At 74.3% G+C, this 17,832-nt stretch carries 20 protein-coding genes; 12 read left to right on the top strand and 8 right to left on the bottom strand.

From position 1 onward, the window contains the following. Positions 1–199: 199 nt before the first annotated feature. The gene (locus tag ACFV6E_RS27805) at positions 200–1,777 is read right to left on the bottom strand and encodes an alpha/beta hydrolase (protein ID WP_385465284.1); all 1,578 of its coding nucleotides are present in this window, start codon (positions 1,775–1,777) and stop codon (positions 200–202) included. Positions 1,778–2,084: 307 nt separating this feature from the next. Here ACFV6E_RS27805 and ACFV6E_RS27800 point away from each other — a divergent pair, with 307 nt between their 5' ends. Both ACFV6E_RS27800 and ACFV6E_RS27795 read left to right on the top strand, forming a co-directional pair. Next, positions 2,085–2,798: a chaplin gene (locus tag ACFV6E_RS27800; protein ID WP_385465281.1), complete on the top strand. Its 714-nt coding sequence runs from the start codon at positions 2,085–2,087 to the stop codon at positions 2,796–2,798. A 142-nt stretch (positions 2,799–2,940) separates the two neighbouring features. Next, positions 2,941–3,789, top strand: coding sequence for a GNAT family N-acetyltransferase (locus tag ACFV6E_RS27795; RefSeq protein ID WP_385465279.1), 849 nt, complete (start codon positions 2,941–2,943; stop codon positions 3,787–3,789). 21 nt (positions 3,790–3,810) lie between these two features. On the opposite strand, the gene ACFV6E_RS27790 is transcribed toward ACFV6E_RS27795, so the two are convergent. After that, entirely contained in the window at positions 3,811–4,908 is a 1,098-nt protein-coding gene (locus ACFV6E_RS27790; RefSeq protein ID WP_385465276.1) for an acyltransferase family protein, read from the bottom strand. A 118-nt stretch (positions 4,909–5,026) separates the two neighbouring features. Next, on the bottom strand, positions 5,027–6,241 hold the full coding sequence (locus ACFV6E_RS27785) for an MFS transporter (protein WP_385465273.1): 1,215 nt from the start codon (positions 6,239–6,241) through the stop codon (positions 5,027–5,029). Positions 6,242–6,392: 151 nt separating this feature from the next. Between ACFV6E_RS27785 and ACFV6E_RS27780 the strand changes: the two genes are divergently transcribed. Next, positions 6,393–6,776 carry a MerR family transcriptional regulator gene (locus ACFV6E_RS27780; protein WP_385166861.1) on the top strand — a complete coding sequence of 128 codons (384 nt, stop codon included), beginning with the start codon at positions 6,393–6,395 and terminating at the stop codon, positions 6,774–6,776. On the opposite strand, the gene ACFV6E_RS27775 is transcribed toward ACFV6E_RS27780, so the two are convergent. Continuing rightward, positions 6,773–7,519 carry an MBL fold metallo-hydrolase gene (locus ACFV6E_RS27775; protein ID WP_385166860.1) on the bottom strand — a complete coding sequence of 249 codons (747 nt, stop codon included), beginning with the start codon at positions 7,517–7,519 and terminating at the stop codon, positions 6,773–6,775. The two genes, ACFV6E_RS27780 and ACFV6E_RS27775, sit on opposite strands and share 4 nt — an antisense overlap. A gap of 267 nt (positions 7,520–7,786) precedes the next feature. Between ACFV6E_RS27775 and ACFV6E_RS27770 the strand changes: the two genes are divergently transcribed. From ACFV6E_RS27770 to ACFV6E_RS27745, 6 genes are all read left to right on the top strand, one after another. Then, positions 7,787–8,347, top strand: coding sequence for a quercetin 2,3-dioxygenase (locus ACFV6E_RS27770; protein WP_385166858.1), 561 nt, complete (start codon positions 7,787–7,789; stop codon positions 8,345–8,347). A 4-nt stretch (positions 8,348–8,351) separates the two neighbouring features. After that, the gene (locus tag ACFV6E_RS27765; protein WP_385166856.1) at positions 8,352–8,498 is read left to right on the top strand and encodes a DUF1427 family protein; all 147 of its coding nucleotides are present in this window, start codon (positions 8,352–8,354) and stop codon (positions 8,496–8,498) included. Beyond that, positions 8,495–8,935 carry a DUF1427 family protein gene (locus ACFV6E_RS27760; RefSeq protein ID WP_385166854.1) on the top strand — a complete coding sequence of 147 codons (441 nt, stop codon included), beginning with the start codon at positions 8,495–8,497 and terminating at the stop codon, positions 8,933–8,935. Before ACFV6E_RS27765 ends, ACFV6E_RS27760 begins: the two co-directional genes overlap by 4 nt. After that, entirely contained in the window at positions 8,932–9,912 is a 981-nt protein-coding gene (locus tag ACFV6E_RS27755; protein ID WP_385166852.1) for an amidohydrolase family protein, read from the top strand. The genes ACFV6E_RS27760 and ACFV6E_RS27755 overlap by 4 nt, the downstream gene beginning before the upstream one ends. A 50-nt stretch (positions 9,913–9,962) precedes the next feature. Next, positions 9,963–10,877 (top strand): alpha/beta hydrolase fold domain-containing protein, encoded by a 915-nt coding sequence (locus ACFV6E_RS27750; RefSeq protein ID WP_385166850.1) that lies wholly within the window; start codon positions 9,963–9,965, stop codon positions 10,875–10,877. A gap of 68 nt (positions 10,878–10,945) precedes the next feature. Beyond that, complete coding sequence (locus ACFV6E_RS27745) at positions 10,946–11,389, top strand: MarR family winged helix-turn-helix transcriptional regulator (protein WP_385166848.1); 444 nt, start codon at positions 10,946–10,948, stop codon at positions 11,387–11,389. A gap of 42 nt (positions 11,390–11,431) precedes the next feature. Here ACFV6E_RS27745 and ACFV6E_RS27740 read toward each other — a convergent pair whose 3' ends face one another. After that, positions 11,432–12,121 (bottom strand): response regulator, encoded by a 690-nt coding sequence (locus tag ACFV6E_RS27740; RefSeq protein WP_385166846.1) that lies wholly within the window; start codon positions 12,119–12,121, stop codon positions 11,432–11,434. 220 nt (positions 12,122–12,341) lie between these two features. Between ACFV6E_RS27740 and ACFV6E_RS27735 the strand changes: the two genes are divergently transcribed. Next, a complete protein-coding gene (locus ACFV6E_RS27735) occupies positions 12,342–13,160 on the top strand; it encodes a GNAT family N-acetyltransferase (RefSeq protein WP_385465271.1) in 819 nt (272 codons plus the stop codon). A 175-nt stretch (positions 13,161–13,335) separates the two neighbouring features. Here the strand turns inward: ACFV6E_RS27735 and ACFV6E_RS27730 are convergent, their stop codons facing one another. Continuing rightward, positions 13,336–13,599, bottom strand: a complete 264-nt coding sequence (locus ACFV6E_RS27730) for a GlsB/YeaQ/YmgE family stress response membrane protein (protein ID WP_385166842.1) — start codon at positions 13,597–13,599, stop codon at positions 13,336–13,338. 394 nt (positions 13,600–13,993) lie between these two features. Here ACFV6E_RS27730 and ACFV6E_RS27725 point away from each other — a divergent pair, with 394 nt between their 5' ends. Then, positions 13,994–14,764 carry an ArsR/SmtB family transcription factor gene (locus ACFV6E_RS27725; RefSeq protein WP_385166873.1) on the top strand — a complete coding sequence of 257 codons (771 nt, stop codon included), beginning with the start codon at positions 13,994–13,996 and terminating at the stop codon, positions 14,762–14,764. A gap of 189 nt (positions 14,765–14,953) precedes the next feature. Here ACFV6E_RS27725 and ACFV6E_RS27720 read toward each other — a convergent pair whose 3' ends face one another. Together ACFV6E_RS27720 and ACFV6E_RS27715 are read right to left on the bottom strand one after the other, a co-directional pair. Continuing rightward, a complete protein-coding gene (locus tag ACFV6E_RS27720) occupies positions 14,954–15,700 on the bottom strand; it encodes a hypothetical protein (RefSeq protein WP_385465268.1) in 747 nt (248 codons plus the stop codon). An 81-nt stretch (positions 15,701–15,781) separates the two neighbouring features. Continuing rightward, positions 15,782–16,516 carry a sigma-70 family RNA polymerase sigma factor gene (locus tag ACFV6E_RS27715; RefSeq protein WP_385166838.1) on the bottom strand — a complete coding sequence of 245 codons (735 nt, stop codon included), beginning with the start codon at positions 16,514–16,516 and terminating at the stop codon, positions 15,782–15,784. 152 nt (positions 16,517–16,668) lie between these two features. Between ACFV6E_RS27715 and ACFV6E_RS27710 the strand changes: the two genes are divergently transcribed. Next, complete coding sequence (locus ACFV6E_RS27710; protein WP_385166836.1) at positions 16,669–17,706, top strand: MerR family transcriptional regulator; 1,038 nt, start codon at positions 16,669–16,671, stop codon at positions 17,704–17,706. The last annotated feature ends 126 nt before the right edge of the window (positions 17,707–17,832 follow it).

Genomic DNA, 17,832 nt, shown 5'->3' with positions numbered 1-17,832 from the left:
ACTTCCCCCTGTGATGAGCACGTGGTTGCACACGTACGAGTCCGGCGCGCCCGGTCGGGGCGGCGCCTGCCCAGTGTGACGGCCGGGGCCCGCGAGGGGTTGTAGGCGACTCGCCCGTTTCCTCCGGCCGCCGCCGCACCCCCGGCCTCCGCGCGGGACCGGGGACGTGCCGTAGCGCGGAACCGGGGGCGGCGTGCCGTCAGTCGCGCAGCTCCGAGCCGCAGGAGCTGCCGTCGTCGGGCAGGGACCCGTACAGCAGGAAGTCGTCCACTGTCCGGTGCACGCACTTCGAGGAGGCGTAACCGGTGTGGCCCTCGCCCCGGTTGTCGAGGACGACGGCGGCGGAGCCGAGCCGGTCGGCGGTCTCCTCTGTCCAGCGGTACGGGGTCGCCGGGTCGCCGCGGGTGCCGACGAGCAGCATCTTCGCGCTCTTGACGTCCCGCACCCGCTCGCGGATGAAGTCCGTGCCCTTGGGCCGCCCGTAGCACATCAGCACCTGGGCGAGCCGGTAGCGGCCGAACACCGGCGACGCCTCCTCGTACTCGGCGCGCAGCCTGCCCAGGTCCTTGGTGATCCGGTCGGCGGAGGGCCGGTCGGGGTCGTCGGCGCAGTTGATCGCCATGAGCGCGGCCGGCAGGTTGTCGAGGGGCACTTCCTCGGGCGGGGTGAGGCCGCCGTCCCGCCGCCGGTCCTGCCGGGTGTCCGGCAGCGCGACCCCGCCCGTCAACTGCACCAGTCCGCGACTGTCACCGTCCTCCACCAGGGCCGAGAGGCTCTGCTGGAGCGTCGGCCAGAGCTGGCGGCTGTAGAGCGCCTGGGTCAGCGCGCCGACGAGGTCCTGACCGGTGAACGGCCGCCCGAAGTCGGTGGGCACCGGCCGCGCGTCCAGCGACTCGACGAGCTGCACGACCTGTTCCCGGGCCAACCGCGTGTCCTGTCCGAAGGGACAGGCCATGTCCTTCGTGCACCAGTCGAGGAAGTCCTCCAGAGCGGTCTGCTGACCCTCGGCGCCCGCCACGCCCTGCTCGGTCAGCGGCTCGGTGAGCGTGTCCACCCCGTCGAGCGCCATCCGCCCGACCCGCTTCGGGAACTGCGCCGAGTACACCGCGCCCAGCCTGCTCCCGTACGAGAATCCCAGGTAGTTGAGCTTCTTGTCGCCGAGCGCGGCCCGCATCACGTCCATGTCCCGGGCGGCGTCGACCGTGCCTATGTGCGGCAGTACGGGACCGGAGTGCTTCTCACACTCCCCGGCCACCTTGCGCAACTGCTCCAGTTCCTCGCGCGGATCACCGTCCGCACCGTCCGCCGATTCTGCGTCGGTAGCCTCCGCGGCCCCGGCGGTGCCTTCCCCGCAGCTCACGGGGGAGGACTGGCCGACCCCGCGCGGATCGAAGGTCACCACGTCGTAGTTGTCCGTCAGGCCCATGAAGTCCTTGCCGCCGACGGCCAGTTGGGCGATGCCCGAACCGCCGGGGCCGCCGAAGTTCAGCAGCACCGAGCCCCGCTTGTGGCCCGTCGCCCGGTACCGGGCCAGCGCCACGTCCAGCGTCCCCCTGCCCGGGTGCGCGTAGTCGAGGGGCACGGTGACCTTCCCGCACTGCATGTCCTCGGGCATCTCCATGCCGGCGCAGGCGGACCAGCCGACCTTCTGGTCGTAGAAGCGGGACAGGGCGGGCTCTTCGGCGGTCGCGGTCGTGGCGGGCAGTCCCGCCGCCAGCAGGGCCAGCGTCGCGAGCGAGGTTCCGGTGAGCGTGCGGCGATGGTGCACGGACAGCATGCATGCCTCCAGGGGTCGCCCGGCGTGCGGACCGGGGACACCCCGCGACCCGCGGACCGGGGACATCCCCTCGATCACGATAAGCGGGCACCCGCGACGGCGCCTCCGGGCGAGCGCGACCGCCCGGGGGGCCGTATCCTGCGCGTTTCCCGCGCCGCCCGCCCCTTTACCAGTCGTCCGAGGCCGACTCGACAAGCCTGTCGCTCGATGGGGTGAAAGGCGGAAAAGCCATAACTCCGATGGTGCGCCCGCAGTTCTTCCCGTTGCGGGCGAGCGCCCGCGACGATGTCTGGAAGGCAGGGAACCTATGAGACGGGTCACCCGGAATGGTTTGATCGCCGCGGCGGCCGCCTCGGGCGCACTGGCGGTGACGATGCCCGCGTACGCCGACTCGACGGCCGACGGGGCGTCGGCGGGCTCACCCGGAGTGATCTCGGGCAACACCGTTCAGCTCCCGGTGCACGTCCCGGTGAACGTGTGCGGGAACACCGTCGACGTGGTCGGCGTCCTGAACCCCGCGATGGGCAACGGCTGCGCCAACACCTCCGGCGGCCATGGTCACGGCCACGGTGGCGCGACGCACGGCGGCTCCGCCGCGCACAGCGCGCAGGAGGGCTCCCCGGGCGTGGTCTCGGGCACCGGCATCGCCCTCCCCGTCGACCTCCCGGTGAACGTCAGCGGCAACTCCGCGAGCGTCGTCGGCATCGGCAACCCGGTCATGGGCAACGAGTCGGCCAACAGCTCGGGCGACCGGCCCCACCACCCCGGCGAGCCCGCCCCGCAGCCGCCCGGGAACCACGAGCCGCCCGCGCACCACGAGCCCCCCGGGGCCGAGGAGCCGCCGGAGTCCGGCCGCCCGCCCGCCGCCGTCGAGCAGCAGCGCCCCGAGCCGGGCCCCGCCGTGACGTCCCTGGCCAGCACGGGGGCGGACGCCACCGTCCCGGCCGCGTTCGGCGCCGCTGCCATGCTCCTGGGCGGAGCCGTGCTGTACCGGCGCTTCCGGCCCGCGGCGACCCGCTGATCCACAGCCGCCATCACGGCCACAGGCGTACCGCCCCACCGGTCATGCGTCCGGTGGGGCGTTCGTGCGTCTGCGCAGCGGGAAGGCTTGCCGCGGTGCGGCCGACCACCGCACACCACGACACGTGAAGTGGAGCGCAACGATGACCTCTTTGGCCCCCCACGACCTCGTCGTCGCCCCGGCCGCCCAGGACGACTGGAGGACGGTCACCGAGTGGGCGGCGGACGAAGGGTGGAACCCGGGACTGTCCGACGGGCCGTGCTTCTTCGCACAGGACCCCGACGGCTTCTTCATCGGGCGGATCGACGGACAGCCGGTCTCGGCGGTCTCGGTCGTCAACTACGGCACCGACTACGCCTTCCTGGGCTTCTACCTCGTACGCCCCGGACTGCGCGGCCACGGCTACGGGCTCGCCACCTGGAAGACGGCGTTCGCGCACGCAGGCGGCCGGACCGTCGGCCTGGACGGGGTGGTCGCGCAGCAGGACAACTACCGGTGCTCCGGATTCGAACCGGCCCACCGGACCATGCGGTTCAGCGGCACGGTGCCCGAACTCGCGGCCCCGGCCGGCGTCACACCGGTCCGCGACCCGGAGTCCGTCCTGGCGTACGACAGCGCCTGCGTGCCGGCGGACCGGCCGCGCTTCCTTTGGCGGTGGCTCACCGAGGACGGGCACCGCGCCCTGGCCCGGGTCGTCGACGGGCGGCTCACCGGCTACGGGGTGATCCGCCCCGGGCGTGACGCCCTGCGCGTCGGGCCGCTGTTCGCCGACACCGCCGAGGACGCACGGGCCCTGTTCGCCGGGCTGACGGCCGGGGCGGCCGGGCAGCAGGTGGCCGTCGACGTCCCGCTGCCCCACACGCCCGCCGTCGCCCTGGCCGAGGACCTGGGGCTCGCCCCCTCCTTCGAGACGGCGCGGATGTACACCGGACCGGTCCGGCCCTTCGCCGCGGAGCGCGTGTTCGGCGTCTCCACCCTGGAGTTGGGCTGACCCGTCCGGCCGGATGTGCGGTCAGCGGGATTCCTGGGCCCGGGTGTCCGGCCGCACCTGTGACGCCGGCTGTGGCTCGTCCGTCCGGGGCGGGCGGGCGAACGCCCAGTCCATCCGCGGTTCGACGACGAAGCGGAACACCGCGCGGACCGGCCCCGTGCACAGCAGCGTGATGCCGGTGACGGCGATCGCGGTGACGGCGAGTTCGCCGAGCGGGGTGTGCAGCCAGGGGTGGTCGTACCAGTCCCAGAACCGGGACGACTTGATCAGGAAGCCGTGCAGCAGATAGCCGTACATGGTGCCCGCGCCCAGGACCGTGAACCAGGTGCGCCGTCCCGGCACCCACGCCAGGAAGCACGCCGTGAGCAGCAGCGCGAGGGCGAACAGCGCGGGCGTCGTGAGCACCCCCGCCCAGCGCGGCGCCCCCTGGCCCGTGACGCTGCCCCGGTGGTACAGCCAGCCCGCGTCGAACCAGGGCGCCACCCAGTACGCGACGCCCAGCGCGGCCACCGCCGCCGGCAGCGCCACGAGGCGCGCGCGGCGGGTGCGCAGCCGCTGGAAGTGCTCGGCGCGCAGCGTCAGTCCGAGGACAAAGTACGGCAGGAAGCTCAGCACCCGCTGGAGCGCGAGGTCGCCGCCGAGGTCGGGGGAGACCGCGGCCAGCACCGCGAAACCCAGCGCGATCGGCACCGGGTGACGCAGCGCCAGCCACACCGGCGTGGTGATCCGCCAGATGAACAGCGCGACCAGGAACCACATCACGTACCAGGGGTCCAGCAGGCTCAGCGGATACCCCGGGTCGTCCTGCGCCCACCGGTAGAAGAGCGTGTACGCCGTCTCGAAGACGAGATACGGCACGACGACACCGGTGAGCAGCCGCCGCAGCCGGCCCGGCGCCATGTCGAAACTCCGCGAGAAGTACCCGGAGACCAGCGCGAACGCCGGCATGTGGAAGGCGTACACGGTGAGGTAGGCGGCGGTGGCGGCCCGGCTGCCGTAGGTCAGGGGCTCCCAGGCGTGCCCGCAGGCCACCAGCACGATGGTGAGGTATTTGGCGTTGTCGAAGTACGCGTCCCTGCGGGGGCGTGCCGGTTCGCGTGCGACGTCTTCGTGCGGCACCACGTCTCCATGGCCTAGTGGGCGGCTGATTCTGCGACGCCTGCCCGGTTACGGTCTTCGCAGTCACCGGCGATCCTGGCAGACCCGGGCCCGCACGTGCCGCCGAACGCGCCTTCCGCTACGCGGTCCGGTCGGCGGCCGGGCGCCGACCGGGGAATGCCCGCCGGCGTCCCACGGCGACGACGGCCGCCGCCGCGGCGACCAGCGGGAGCGCCGTCCACGGCAGGGCGGCGGCGCCCGCACCCTCCAGGACCAGGCCCCCGGCGAAGGACCCGGCGGCGATACCCGCGTTGTAGACGGTGGTCTGGAGCGAGGTGGCCACGTCCGCGTCCGCCGGACCCGAGACGTCGACCAGCGCGGTCTGGATGAGCGTCGGCGCCCCGCCGAACGCCGCGCCCCACGCCGCCACCGGGACGAGCAGCGTCACCGGAGAGCCGCCCGCGACGCCCAGGGCGAGCAGCGCGGAGACGATCAGGACCAGCGCGGCCAGCAGCGTGCGCCGCAGCTGCGCGTCCACCAGCACGCCGGTGACCCAGATCCCCACGACCGTCGACACCCCGAACACCATCAGCACCAGTCCGGTACGGCCGAACCCGGTGTGCTCGGCGAACGGCGCGGCGTACGTGTACATCACCTGGTGCCCGAGGAGCAGCAGCAGCGTCACGGAGAGGACGGTGGCGATGCCGGGCCGGGTGGCGACGCGGCGCAGCGGCACCCGGGCGCCCGGCGCCCCGCCGGGGAACTCCGGCACCCGCCACCGTATCCACGCCGCCACCACCACGGCGAGCACGGCCGGTACGGCGAAGGCCGCGCGCCAGCCGAACGCGCCGGCCAGCGCGGTGCCCGCCGGTACGCCCAGGGACAGCGCGCAGGTGATCCCCGCCAGCACGATCGCGATGGCCCGGCCGCGCCGCGCGGCGGGCACCATCCGGGCGGCGTGCCCGACGAGCAGCGCCCACAGGGTGCCGCCCATGACACCGGCGGCGAGCCGGGCGGCGAAGCTGAGCGGATAGGAGGACGACAGCGCCGTCACGGCGTTGCAGCAGGCGAAACCCGCGAGCGCGGCGAGCAGCACCGCACGCCGGGGCAGCGCGCGCAGCGCCGTGGTGACGGGCACGGCGGCCAGCGTGGAGGCCACCGCGTACCCGGTCACCAGGTACCCCACCCGGCTCTCGGAGACCCCGAGGCCGGAGGCCATCGGGGGGAGGAGACCGGCGGGCAGCAGCTCGGTCAGTACGGCGGTGAACGCGGCGGTGGACAGGGCGAGCAGCCCCGACAGCGGCAGTGCGGCGGCAGCACGAGGGGTGCGGCCGACCGTGGGAGCGACGGACATGCGACCATGCTGGAACGTTCACATCAGTGTTAAAGCAAGCTGATCGGTGTGCGGGAGGGCGTGATCCGCGAGGCCGCGGCGCGCTCTGCGGAGACAGGCCCGGCGGGCGGGTAACGGGGAAGGGCTGACGGGTGACGGGGAACGGGAAGCGATGAAGATCGGTGAACTCTCGCGCCGCACCGGCGTCCCCACCAGGCTGCTGCGCTACTACGAGGAGCAGGACCTGCTGCACTCCGAGCGGGCGGAGAACGGCTACCGCTCGTACGGCGAACCGGCCGTCGCCGCCGTGCAGCAGATCCGCGGGCTGCTGGACTCCGGTCTGACCACCGAGATGATCCGGGCCATCCTGCCGTTCCTGTCCGGACCCGACGCCATCCATCTGCCTCCCGAGTGCCTGACGCCGGAGACGGCGGCGCTGCTGCGCGGCCACATCGACCGGATCCAGTCCCGTATCGACTGCCTCGCCCGCAACCGCGACCGGCTGCGCTCGTACCTCGCCGCGGTGCAGCCGGACGCCGCCGGTACCGGCGGCTAGCCGATCTCGCGGGCGCGTTCCACCGCGGCCCGCACCGGGCCGCGGTGCACAGGACCGTGTCCCGGGAGCAGGACGTCGGCGTCCAGGATCTCCAGGCGGCCGAGCGCCGCGCGGTTCCGCTCGCGGTCGTGGTCGAACATCTTCGGCAGCATCTGCGGACCGCGCACCCGGGACGTGGGATGGCCGCTGACCAGCGAGTCCCCGGAGATCAGGATGCCCGCCTCCGGCAGGTGGTAGGCGGTGTGCCCCTCGGTGTGACCCGGCGTGTGCACGGGCACGGGGCGGCCGGGCAGATCGAGCGCGCCCTCGCCGGGGAACGGCTGCGGCCGGGTCATCCGTACGTCCGTGAGGCCGCCCGACCGCACGGCGTGCGTGATCCAGGGCACCACTCCGGGCCGCCACGCCTGGCGGACCACCTGGCCCACCGAGACCTGGTGCAGGAACTCACGCCGGGCGTGCGGCACTTCGGCCTCGTGCAGGTACACGGGGGTGCCGTGGGTGGCGCTCAGGTACTCGGCGGAGCCGAGGTGGTCGGAGTGCGCGTGGGTGATGAGGACGGCGGTCACCGCCTCGGGCGCGTGCCCGAGCGACTTCAGCGACGCCAGCACGTGCTCGCGGTCCCCGGGGTAGCCGGTGTCGATCAGTGTGGCGGCGTCACCCTCGGACAGGACGATCCAGTTGGTGTTGCTGCCGTGCACCAGGTGAACTCCGGGCGCCACCTGGACGATCGCGTCCTCGCGCATGCCTCTCCCCACGGACTCGGGTGTCGCACGGCCGGGTCCGGCCGTGTCAGGGCGAAGCTATCGCGCGGGTCGGGCCGGCTCCCGCGCCGGGGTCCGTGATCAGCCGGTACGAGCTCCGGGGCGCCGTGATCAGCCGGTGTGCGGGCGCCGGGGGCCGGGGTGCTCCGGGATCCGGTACCGGCAGGGGGCTGGCCGTCCGTGCGGCCGTGTGGCAGCATCTATGTCAGGTAACCTGACATTGCATTCGTGGGAAACCGGAGACTTCGCATGACCATCGAGTACGCCACCCCGTACAGGACCCGCTCGCACATTCCGCCGGAGCCGGGCAAGCCCTACTTCATCGAGAAGGGCATGGGCGACCGCGCCCACCTCTTCGGCGACCTCTTCACCATCTACGCGGGCGGTGAGCAGACGGAGAACCTGTTCAACTTCTTCACCGCCGAGGGCCCCAAGGGCGACATCATCCCGGCCCACTCGCACCCGGACACCTACGAGGTCTTCTTCATCACCCACGGCGCCGTCCGGCTCTTCGTGGAGGACCTGGAGGGCGAGCAGTACGAGAAGCTGCTCACCCCGGGCGACTTCGGCTTCGTACCGAAGAACTGCCCGCACGCCTACCGGATGGAGCGGCACCACTCGCAGATCGTCGGCGTCGCCGCGGGTCCGGGCGGTACCTTCGAGCGGTTCTTCGAGCGCCTCGGTACCCCGACCGACGAGCTCACCCTGCCGGCCCGGCCGTTCGTGCCCGACGGGCAGAAGTTCGCCACCGTCCCGCGGCAGAACGACGTGACCTTCCTGCCCGGCCACCAGTGGCGCACCGGAGGCTGACCCCGTGCCGTACGTCAAGGCGCTGGCCGTCGGCGTCGTGGTGGGCGTGCTGTACGTGGCGGTGCGGGTGAAGTCGCCCGCGCCGCCGCCGGTCGCCCTGTTCGGACTGCTGGGCATGCTGCTCGGCCAGGCCGTCCTGGAGGCGCTGTGAGCGCGGCCGCCGGGGATCCGGAGCGGGGCGTCCCGCGGCCCGCCGAAGGTTCCGGCCGGGTCGGAGGTCTCCGGCGGGCCGGGGATTCCGGGCGTGCCGGGGGTTCCGGCCGGGTCGGAGGACTCCGGCGGGCCGGGGGTTTCGGGCGCGCCGCCGTCCTGTCCTTCGGCGCGGGCCTGATGATGGGCGCCGTCTACTGGGCACTGGACATCACCTCGCCCGCACCGCCCCTGCTGGGGCTCACCGGACTGGCCGGCATCGTCGTCGGGGAGCGCACCGCCGCGCTGGCCCGCGCCCGGTGGCAGGCCCGCCGCCGGACCCGGCACGCGACCCCGGCGGACCCGGCTTCCGCCTTCCCCACCCCCTCACCCACGGACAAGTGCCCGCCCCTCGGAGGAGACCGGGGGGACGGGCGCGGACAAGGAACCTCCCCATGAGCACACCGGCGAGCACACCGGCTGACGCGACCGCACTCGTCGACGTCCACGCCCACTTCGTCACCGACTCGTACGTGCGCCGGGCGCGGGCGGCCGGGCACGAGCTGCCCGACGGGATGCCCGGCTGGCCCTCCTGGTCGGCGCGCGAGCACCTCGACCTGATGGACCGCAGCGGCATCGGCACGGCCATGCTCTCCGTGTCCTCCCCGGGCGTCCACTTCGGCGACCCGGCGGCCGCCCGTGCCCTGGCCCGTGAGGTCAACGAGGACGGCGCCGCCATCGTGCGGGACCACCCCGGCCGCTTCGGGCTGTTCGCCTCGCTGCCCGTGCCCGACGTCGACGGCGCGCTCGCCGAGATCGAGTACGCCTTCGACACGCTCGGGGCCGACGGCGTCGTCCTGGAGACCAACACCGACGGCGTCTACCTCGGCGACCAGCGCCTCGAACCCGTCTTCGCCGAGCTGGACCGCCGCGGCGCGGTGGTCTTCCTGCACCCCACCTCGCCGGTGTGCTGGGAGCGGTCCGCGCTCGGCCGGCCGCGCCCGATGGTCGAGTTCATCTTCGACACCGCGCGCAGCGTCACCGACCTCCTCTTCGCCAAAACCCTGGAGCGCTGCCCGAACCTCGAGGTGATCGTGCCGCACTGCGGCGGGGCACTGCCCGTCCTGGCGGACCGCGTCAACGGTTTCATGAAGCTGTTCATGCCGGCCGGGCAGGCGCCGGACGCCGTCGCCCAGCTCCGCCGGCTCCACTACGACCTCGCAGGACCCGCCTTCCCGCGCCAGGTCCCCGCCCTGCTGAACCTCGTCGAACCGGAGCGGCTGCTCTACGGCAGCGACTACTGCTGGACCCCGGCCGCCGCCGCGGAGGCGCACGCCGCGTCCCTCGACACCGCGCCCGCCCCCGCCGGGGGCACCACCTGGCGGGAGCTGACCACGGCCAACGCGCACAAGCTCCTGCCCCGCCTCGCCCGCTGACCTCCCTGGGGCCTGTCGCCGACCGGCCCCCTCACGAACCGGAGACCACCATGGCCGCACCGCCTCCGTCCTTCCCGCCGGCCCTGCTCGCGCCGCCGGACCCGGCCCGGCTGCCGCTGCCGCCCGCCGCGTCCCCGGAGCCCGGCGTACGGCTGCTGCGCGGCGCCGTCTACTCCGTGCCCGAGGGGATCCGGCCCCTGGAACTCGACCTGTGGCTGCCGGAGCGGGTGCCGGGACCGGTGCCGGTGGTCGTCTTCGTGCACGGCGGCGGCTGGCGCATGGGCCTGCGGGACGACCTCGGGCCGCGGTTCCGCACCTGGTCGCCGGGTCCGTTCGCCCGGCTGGTCCGGGCCGGCTGTGCCGTCGCCTGCCCCGACTACCGGCTGACCGGCGAGGCCACCCACCCCGCGCAGCTCGACGACGTCTCGGCGGCCCTCGGCTGGCTGCACACCAGGTCCGCCGAGCTCGGCCTCGACACCGGCCGCACCGTCGTGTGGGGCGAGTCCGCGGGCGGTCACCTCGCCGCACTCGCCGCGCTGACCGCGGGCGAGCGCCGCGGCTCGGCGACGGTCCGCGGCTGCGCCGTCTGGTACGCGCCCGCCGACCTCACCGCCCTCGCCGCGGACTACCCCGAGGGCCGGTACGACCCCGCCGACCCGGGCACCTTCGAGGCCCGGCTGATCGGCGCGGCCCTCGCCGACGCACCGGAGCGCGCCCGCGCCGCCAGCCCGGTCGGCCGGGTCACGGCCGGCGCGCCCCCGTTCCTGGTCCTGCACGGCACCGACGACGTGATCGTCCCCTGCGTACAGAGCGAACGGCTCGTCACGGCCCTGCGCGAGGCCGGGGCGGAGGCCGAACTGCACCGGGTGGAGGGCGGCGACCACCTGTGGGTGGGCCTCTCGGACGACGCCGTCGAGCACTGCTTCACGACGACACTCGACTTCGTGGCCCGCTGCACGAGCTGATGCGTTGTGGTGGGCGGTGGGCGGCGAGTGGATAATTTCCCTGTACGTCGTCGACCCTCCGAGGAGCCATGAGCCATCGCGCGGCCAACCTGCCCCAACTGCTCGCCGAGGCCAGGCGCTGGTTCGACGAGGCGCTCATGGCGAGCATGGAGGCGGCGGGGGAGCAGCCGGTCAGCACGGCGCAGGCGTCCGTGTTCGCGATGCTCGACGCCGAGGGCACGACGGTCTCGGAGCTGGCCCGGCGCATCGGCGTCACCCGCCAGACGGTCCATCAGGCGGTGCACGGCCTGATCGGGATGGGGCTGCTGCGGCAGGTGCCCGATCCGGCCTCCGCCCGCAGGCGCTTGATCCGCACCACCGACGAGGGGCAGCGCGTCCACGAGCGGGCCCAGGCCGCCGTCGCGGTCATAGAGTCCGTCCTCGCCGAGCGCATCGGCGGGCCGCGCGCGGCCGGTCTGCGCCACGCGCTGACCGCCGACTGGGGCGAACCGCCCCTCGTCCCGGCCCCCTGACGCCGTTCCCCCGACCGCGGTGGTCCCGCCCTTCGAAGGGGGTCAGGGCGCCCGGAGCACGGCCGGGCGGACCGGCCCGGCCAGCCCCAACTGGCAGGCCACGACGACCAGTTGGGCCCGGTCGCGGGCGTTGAGCTTGGTCATCGCCCGGCCCACGTCGGTCCGTACGGACATCGGGCTGACGTCGAGGCGGTCGGCGATCTGCGTGTTGGAGTGGCCCTCGGCGGCCAGCGTCATCACCTCGCGTTCACGGGCGGTGAGCGCGGCCAGGGTCTTTGGCGGAGACAGCGGGGCGGCCACCGGCGTGACGAGATAGCGGCTGATGACGGCGCGGGTCGCGAGCGGGGAGAGCAGGGCCTCGCCGGACGCCACGGTGCGGACCGCGCCGAGCAGCGTGTCGGCGTCGGCGTGCCGGCCCAGAAAGCCGCTGGCCCCGGCGCGCAGCGCCTGGGCCACGTACTGGTCGATCTCGGCGGTGGCGAGGATCAGGACGCGGGTGCCGGTCAGCTCCGGGTCGGCGCAGACGGTCGTGGTGGCGGTCAGACCGTCCGTGCCGGGCAGCCGGATGTTCATGAGCACGACATCCGGGCGGTGGGCGCGCGCGAGCTCGACCGCTTCCCTGCCGTCGGTGGCCTCGGCGACCACGACCATGTCGGCGCAGGAGTCGATCAGGATGCGGAAGGCGGCCCGGAGCAGGGTCCGGTCGTCGGCGAGCAGCAGGCGGATGGTCATGGGCTTGACGTCTTCTTCCGTTCCGTGGCGGTCGGATACTGATTCCAGCGTGCGCGCCGACGCGCCCGCGCGACCGCCGACGACCGCCCGTTGGAAGAGCCCGGGAACGCCATTCGGGTCAACCGGGAGCGCGGGCGAGGTGTCCCCGGGGGGGCGGAGGCGGTGCTCCCGCGCCCGAAATTCGATTGCGGGGCCCCGGGGCGGATGCTGAAGTCGCCGGATGGATCATGCGAAGGTGCTGCGGCTGTTCGACCAGGACATGCGCGAGGGGGCGCGGCCCGACGGGCCCGGCGTCCGGGTGGAGCGGGTCGGCCCGGTGGTGCGCAGGATCGGCACCGAACAGGGCTGGAACGGTGTCCTCTGGTCGTCCCTCGACGCGGCCGGCGCCGACGCGGCGATCGCCGAACAGACGCGGTACTTCACCGGCCTCGGCCGTTCCTTCGAGTGGAAGCTGTACGGGCACGACGGCCCCGCCGACCTCGGGCGGCGGCTCCTGGCGGCCGGGTTCACGGCCGAACCGGAGGAGACGGTGATGGTCGCCGAGCCGGCCGGGACCGGCGGACCCGGCGGCCTGACCGACCCCGCACTCGACGCGGCGCGGCCCGACGGCGTACGCATCGTGCCGGTCACCGACCCGGCGGGCGTCGACCTCGTCGCCGACGTCCACGAACGGGCCTTCGGCACCGACAGCACCCGGCTCCGTCACGACCTGCTGGCCGGCCTTTCCGGCGACGCGGGCACCGCGGGCGACGTGGTCGCCGTGGTGGCGCTCGCCGGTACGGAACCGGTGAGCGCGGCCCGTATGGAGCTGCTGCCCGGCACCAGGTTCGCCGGGCTGTGGGGCGGCGGCACGGTGGAGGGCTGGCGCGGCCGCGGCATCTACCGTGCCCTGGTCGCCCACCGCGCCCGCATCGCCGCCGAGCGCGGCTACCCCTACCTCCAGGTCGACGCCTCCGACATGAGCCGCCCGATCCTGGCCCGCCTCGGTTTCGAGCCACTGACCACGACGACGCCGTACGTGTACGAGCCCACCGTGTGAGCCGGAGCCGGAGCCGGAGCCGGAGCTGGAGCCGGAGCCGCAGCCGAGGCCACGGCCGCGCGCGTGGCGACGGTCGCTGACGGTCAGCGGTGGGCGGCCGCTCCCGGGGTCGGGAACGGCCGCCCTTGCCGGACGCGCTGGTGCGGACGACGCGTCGGGTCTGCCGGGGTGCCGGTCAGGCGCGGGCCTTCGCCCGGTCCAGCGCGGCGACGCCGACCGCCGCGAGACCGATCTGGATGAGCCACTCGATCCAGTCGACGCCGTCGGTGTCGGCCACTCCGAACGCCGAGGCGATGGCCGCACCGATCAGCGCGGCGACGATACCGACCACGATCGTCCACAGGATGCCGATGCGCTGGCGACCGGGGACGACGAGCCTGCCCAGTACGCCGATGATGATGCCGATCACGATGGCGCTGATGATGCCGGAAATCTCCATCTCCGCCCCTCCTCTTCGCCCCTCTTGGTCAGGACCCCCGCACTGGGCGTGTTCCCGTCCCGCGCGCGAGCAGTCCGGCCGGGGCCGGGGGACGTCCGCCCGCCTGTCGAGGCCGAGGTCGGGGGTGTGGTGGAGGCGAGGTCGACCCACCGGCCGAGGCCGAGGCCAAAGGAGTGCGCGCACCGCATCGCCGAGCGCGGCTCCGTGACCGGATCGCCCTCGTGATACGGCCGCTCCGCCGGTTCGATGCCGTCGAGGAACTGCTGACCGAATCACGGGCGGGTCGCCGTACCGCGGCTCCGGTCCACGGGCGGGCCGCCGTACCGCAGCCTCGATTGACATGCAGGCAATCGCCTGCATAACGTGAAGTGTGGGATCGGAGAAAGACCCGGCCGTGGACCAGGTGTTCAAGGCGCTGGGCGACCGGACGCGCAGACGGCTGCTCGACCTGCTGCACGAGGACAACGGGCAGTCGCTGGGCGAGCTGTGCGAGCACATGGACATGGCACGCCAGTCGGTGACCCAGCACCTCGGGGTGCTGGAGGCCGCCAACCTGGTCAGCACGGTGCGGCGGGGGCGGGAGAAGCTGCACTACCTCAATCCCGTTCCGCTCCAGGAGATCCAGGAGCGGTGGATCGACAAGTTCGAGCGCCCGCGGCTGCGCGCGCTGAGCGCCCTCAGACGACGAGCCGAGGAATCCGCCATGACCGCCGAACCGAGCTTCGTGTACGTCATCTACATCGCCAGTACACCCGGGCGGGTCTGGGACGCCCTCACCGACGCGGACCTGACCGCCGCGTACTGGGGCCACAGCAACGTCTCCGACTGGCGCCCCGGATCCCGCTGGGAGCACCGCCGTACGGACGGTTCCGGCGTCGCCGACGTGGTCGGCACCGTCGTGGTGAGCGAGCGGCCGACCCGCCTCGTCACCACCTGGGCCGCGCCCGGGGAGGCGGAGCGGGCGGACGCGCACTCGCGGGTCACCTTCGACATCGAGCCGCACGCCGACATCGTCCGGCTGACCGTGACCCACGAGGACCTGGCCGACGAGGCCGCGGTACGCGAGGCGGCGTCCGGCTGGGCAGCGGTGCTCTCGAACCTCAAGTCCCTGCTGGAGACCGGCAGTCCGCTGCCGCAGCAGCCGTGGCTGGTCCCGGGCCACTGACCGCGGCCACCCCGGCGGCCGGCCGGGCGTCCGCCTCGCCGGCCCGGGAGCGGGGTCCGGGTCCCCGGGCCGGCGACGGCGGAACGAGCAGGCGGTGCCTGTCCGTCCGGAAGCGGGGTCCCGGCCCCCGGACGGACACGGGCGACCTGTGTCCGCGCGCCTTGCATCCATCGTTTCCGCGGCGGCCGCTCATTCGGATGCACGACGTCGCGACAGGCGCGACAGGCGCGCGAGGACGGCGAGGAGCACGGAGAGCGCGGCGACGGCGCCCGGCGCGCCCGGCGCGCGGAGGGCGAGCGGTGGCAGGCGTCCGGCGCCCGCCCGGCACGCGCCGCCCCCTCCGCCCCCTGCACCCCCGTCACCTCGGACGCCGCCGCCCGGCCGTCCGAGGACGCGCCACCAGATGAGGATCCCGACCGCGACGGCGGCGGTACGGAGCAGAAGACGGCCGAGAACCGGCGCGTGGGAAGGGGGCCCGCCGGAGGACGGGAGCGGCTCGACGTGATCTCCTGGAACGGGCGCTGCGGGCGCTGCGGGCGGCGCGGGCGGCGCGGGCAGCGCAGGCGGGGCAGGCGGCGTAGGCGGCGCGGGCGGGGCAGGCGGGGCTGGTGCCGGCTCAACTGTCTCCCGCTCCAGCGCTGTTGACTCGTCCGGTCCCCCCTCCCTTCCGCCTCGCATCTCCGTGCTGATCGCGTCCCACACGCGGGACGGCGGGGTGAGCAGGGTGTCGGCGGGGGAGGCGTCGCGGCCCGCGGTGACGGCGCGGCGGAGTTCGGCGAGGACGGTGCGGCACAGTGCGCAGCGGGAGAGGTGGAGTTCGAGGCCGGCCGTCCGGGGGCTGCGGGCGCCGTCGAGCGCGAGCGCGGCGAGGTCACCGGGTGAGGCGTGTTCCTCCGCTCCCGGCGGGACACGCGGGGCCCCCGGCCGATCGGTCATGTGCTCCTCCCTCGCCCTCCCTTCGCCGGTAAGGGCGCCGCCGGATGCACGCGTGGCCGGGCCGCCGCACGGCGGTACCGCTCAGCCGTGCACCGCGGACCGGAGGCAGCGGCGCAGTTGGTGGAGTCCGCGCCGGGCGTGGCTCTTGACCGTGCCCAGCGGCCACCCGGTGCGCTGCGCGATCTGGGTCTGCGTCAGGTCCTCGTAGAACGCCAGCCGCAGCACCCGCTGCTGCGGGGCCGGGAGTTTGGCCAGCTCGTGCTGGACGAGGACGCGGTCGAGCGCCGCTTCGGGCTGGGTCTGCGCGGGGTCGGCGAGCGCCAGCACGGAGCCCGCCGCGGCCACCAGGTCGGTCCGCCGGGTCCGTGCCGAGAGGGCGTCGGCGACCTTGCGGCGGGTGATGCCGACGAGCCAGCCGGCGATGGCGCCGCGCTCGGGCCGGTAGCCCGTACGCCCCCGCCAGGCGGCGAGGAACACCTGCTGCGTCACGTCCTCGGCCTCCCTGGAGTCGCCCAGTGAGCGCCAGGCCAGGGTGTGCACCAGGGCTCCCCAGCGGTGGTAGGCGGCGGACAGGCACGCCTCGTCACCGGCCACGAAGCCCCGGGCCAGTTCCTCGTCGGCGAGCGTCTCCTCCACGGGGGCCCACAGGGGCGGCTGCTGTGGGCCCCGCGTGGCCCGCGGCGTCGTCCTCGCGGGTGGCCCGCCGTGCGTGTCCGGTCGTATCCGCAGCTCACCGCCGGTCCGGCCGGTACGGGTCAGGCTCTGGGCCGGGCCGTCCCGCCCCGGGAACCTGTCGGTGAACGTGCTTACGATCATGGCCACGGCTCCTCACGGCGGGACGGAGAACGCCCCGGTTCGGACAACGCCTGTCGCCCGGGCACGCGGGAGTGGCACCCGGGTGACCCCATCGTGTGAACGGCGCCCAGAGGTGGGCAACTCGCACCGTTTGTGCGTCGTATAGTCCGCGCATGGGTGAAACCGGAGTGCCCGCGCAGCGGGTCGAAGACACGGCGCAGATCTCTGACACCGGCGTCACCACAGGGGCACTGGCCCGGCTTCTGGGGGTGTCGCCCACCACGTTGCGCACCTGGGACCGGCGGTACGGGATCGGGCCCGCGGTCCGTGCCGACGGCCGGCACCGCCGCTGGACGCCGCAGGACGTGGCGATGCTCGAGGAGATGTGCCGGCTGACCTCGGCCGGTGTGCCGCCCGCCGAGGCGGCCCGTACCGCCAAGAAGGTGCAGGGTTCCCTCCCGCCGGGACCCGGCCCGGCCCGCGCGCCCCGCAAGGCGGCCCCCCGCCCCAGACGCTCCCGTGCGGCCGGCGCCCTGCCCCTCGGCAACGCCCGGCTGGAGTGCCGCGGACTCGCGCGCGCCGCCGTGCGCCTCGACGCGCCCGCCGTCGAGGGCCAGCTCAACGAGCTGATGGCGCAGCACGGCCTGGTCACCGTCTGGGAGGACGTGATGGTGCCGACGCTGCACGCGATAGGCCGCAAGTGGGAGTCGTCCGGGGACCGTTACGTCGAGGTGGAGCACCTGCTGTCCTGGTACATCTCCACCGTGCTGCGCCGCGCGACCCCGGTTCCCGCCGTCCCCGGCGCCGCCGCCACCGGACCGGGCCCCGTACTCCTGGCGTGCGTCCCAGGTGAGCAGCACTGCCTGCCCATCGAGGCACTGAACGCCGCGCTCACCGAGGCCGGGCTGCCCACGCGGATGCTGGGCGCCGCCGTACCCGCCGAGGCGCTCGTCGAGGCGGTGCGGCGGCTGGGACCCGCGGCCGTCGTCATCTGGTCGCAGGCACGCTCCACGGCGAGCCTGTCGCTCGCCCGGCACATCGGCGCCTCGCGCTGGGGCGTGAAGGGCGCGCGCCGGCAGCCCGCCGTAGTCCTCGGCGGACCCGGCTGGGCCGGACACCGGACGCAGGGGATGATGCGCCCGGCCGGCCTCCGCGACGCGCTCACCGCACTGGCGAAAAAGTACGATACGGAGGAAACGGGCGCCGTCTGACGGGCCGGAGCCCCGCTGCCGCGGCCCGCGACCGCCGGTGCCGTTCATGCATCCGGCGAATCGGGGCAGCGGGAGAGCGGGGCGCGCCGCGCACGCGCGAGCGGACGGCGGCCGACCGGGGCGCCC

It is taken from the genome of Streptomyces sp. NPDC059785 (genome assembly GCF_042732375.1).
Lineage (GTDB): Bacteria > Actinomycetota > Actinomycetes > Streptomycetales > Streptomycetaceae > Streptomyces.
The sequence above is the reverse complement of the archived record's forward strand: the minus strand, read 5'-3'. Positions and strand labels throughout refer to the sequence as shown.

Bases quoted from the DNA above. Each gene is read 5' to 3' on its own strand.
- ACFV6E_RS27805 (WP_385465284.1), bottom strand. From the start codon at position 1,777: ATGCTGTCCGTGCACCATCGCCGCACGCTCACCGGAACCTCGCTCGCG.
- ACFV6E_RS27800 (WP_385465281.1), top strand. From the start codon at position 2,085: ATGAGACGGGTCACCCGGAATGGTTTGATCGCCGCGGCGGCCGCCTCG.
- ACFV6E_RS27795 (WP_385465279.1), top strand. From the start codon at position 2,941: ATGACCTCTTTGGCCCCCCACGACCTCGTCGTCGCCCCGGCCGCCCAG.
- ACFV6E_RS27785 (WP_385465273.1), bottom strand. From the start codon at position 6,241: ATGTCCGTCGCTCCCACGGTCGGCCGCACCCCTCGTGCTGCCGCCGCA.
- ACFV6E_RS27780 (WP_385166861.1), top strand. From the start codon at position 6,393: ATGAAGATCGGTGAACTCTCGCGCCGCACCGGCGTCCCCACCAGGCTG.
- ACFV6E_RS27775 (WP_385166860.1), bottom strand. From the start codon at position 7,519: ATGCGCGAGGACGCGATCGTCCAGGTGGCGCCCGGAGTTCACCTGGTG.
- ACFV6E_RS27770 (WP_385166858.1), top strand. From the start codon at position 7,787: ATGACCATCGAGTACGCCACCCCGTACAGGACCCGCTCGCACATTCCG.
- ACFV6E_RS27755 (WP_385166852.1), top strand. From the start codon at position 8,932: ATGAGCACACCGGCGAGCACACCGGCTGACGCGACCGCACTCGTCGAC.
- ACFV6E_RS27750 (WP_385166850.1), top strand. From the start codon at position 9,963: ATGGCCGCACCGCCTCCGTCCTTCCCGCCGGCCCTGCTCGCGCCGCCG.
- ACFV6E_RS27745 (WP_385166848.1), top strand. From the start codon at position 10,946: ATGAGCCATCGCGCGGCCAACCTGCCCCAACTGCTCGCCGAGGCCAGG.
- ACFV6E_RS27740 (WP_385166846.1), bottom strand. From the start codon at position 12,121: ATGACCATCCGCCTGCTGCTCGCCGACGACCGGACCCTGCTCCGGGCC.
- ACFV6E_RS27735 (WP_385465271.1), top strand. From the start codon at position 12,342: ATGGATCATGCGAAGGTGCTGCGGCTGTTCGACCAGGACATGCGCGAG.
- ACFV6E_RS27730 (WP_385166842.1), bottom strand. From the start codon at position 13,599: ATGGAGATTTCCGGCATCATCAGCGCCATCGTGATCGGCATCATCATC.
- ACFV6E_RS27720 (WP_385465268.1), bottom strand. From the start codon at position 15,700: ATGACCGATCGGCCGGGGGCCCCGCGTGTCCCGCCGGGAGCGGAGGAA.
- ACFV6E_RS27715 (WP_385166838.1), bottom strand. From the start codon at position 16,516: ATGATCGTAAGCACGTTCACCGACAGGTTCCCGGGGCGGGACGGCCCG.
- ACFV6E_RS27710 (WP_385166836.1), top strand. From the start codon at position 16,669: ATGGGTGAAACCGGAGTGCCCGCGCAGCGGGTCGAAGACACGGCGCAG.